The 1,233-nt window shown below is 52.6% G+C and carries 2 protein-coding genes; both read left to right on the top strand.

The annotated features are described in order from the left end of the window. Positions 1–506: S-layer homology domain-containing protein (locus tag C814_RS13810; protein ID WP_016318087.1), on the top strand; the 506-nt coding region annotated here is incomplete at its 5' end. Between the two features lie 573 nt (positions 507–1,079). After that, positions 1,080–1,233: DeoR family transcriptional regulator (locus C814_RS13805; protein ID WP_016318084.1), on the top strand; the 154-nt coding region annotated here is incomplete at its 3' end.

The raw sequence follows: 1,233 nt of genomic DNA, 5'->3' as shown, positions 1-1,233 counted from the left end.
GGGAACAGATGGCGGTCATTATGGCAAATTACGCGAAAAAGCTGGGCTATGACCTGCCGGCTGCCCATGATGCTGTGACGTTTGCGGACAACGCGCAGATCAGCGGCTGGGCGGCAAAGGAAGTCAAAGCCATGCAGCAGGCGGGCATCCTGGCGGGGAAAGGCGGCAACCGTTTTGACCCGAAAGGAACCGCCACCCGCGCCGAGGTCGCTACCGTCCTGCGGCGGTTTGTGGAGATTGTCATTGACCCGCAGACCGCCCAGGGCTGGATGCAGAACCACAGCGGGTCCTGGCAGTATCTGAAAAACGGCAAGCCTGTCACCGGCTGGCTGCAAGACGATAAAAAATGGTACTGGCTGGACAGTAACGGCTGGATGTTTGCCGGCGGTTTCAAACAGATTGACGGCAAGTGGTACTACTTTTATGCGGACGGTTCCATGGCGGTCAATACCGTGATTGACGGCAGGAAAATCGGGCCGGACGGCGCGGAAACAAAACAAAACTAAAAAATTCAAACAAACTGTTTTTTGAACCAAGCGTATCAGTCACGAGGTGGCAGGGGCAGAAAGCCCTTGCCGCCTTTCTTTTTTGCCGCTTTTGCGGGGAGGTGACAGCGTGGCGCGACCCTTTTGAGTTTCCTGATGCCGCCGGATGGCGGCATGGGCGAAATCTATCACATTTGATATTCCATAATTTCAAAAAGACGCAGGCAACCCCACGGTTGCCTGCGCCTTTTTTTCTTATCGACAGTTTTCCGCAGCATCTTCTGTCCGATTTCGGAGGATTCTGCGGAAAGATGTCGAAGAAAATCCGGCTTTTCCGCGCTTCTGGCGCTGTCCTGCCGGATTTTTTTGAAAAAAGCAAAAAAATTTTGAAACCGCGCGGGAAATGGTATGCCGCCCGCGCCCCGCCCCCTCTCCGGGAATCTAAAACCTATCCCACTTTCAAATTTTCGGAGGTAACAAGATGCGTAATCAAGCGGAAAAAATTTTTTTGAACTTTTTTCTTAAAGGGCAAGGTTCGCTTGCCCTTTACCAGATACCATTGGTTTCAGAGAGCAAGGGAAAGGGGGTGGACGCATGAATTATGCAGAACGGCGGGAAGCGATTCTGGAAGTGCTGTGCATAAGGCGGCACGATACAGACCGCAACCTGGCATTTGAGTTTCAGGTTTCGAGAGAAACCATCCGGCAGGATATAGCTGTCCTCATGTGTTCCTACCCCATCGAAACGG

It is taken from the genome of Anaerotruncus sp. G3(2012), from assembly GCF_000403395.2.
Taxonomy (GTDB): domain Bacteria; phylum Bacillota; class Clostridia; order Oscillospirales; family Ruminococcaceae; genus Anaerotruncus.
This window is presented reverse-complemented; position numbering and strand designations above follow the sequence as displayed.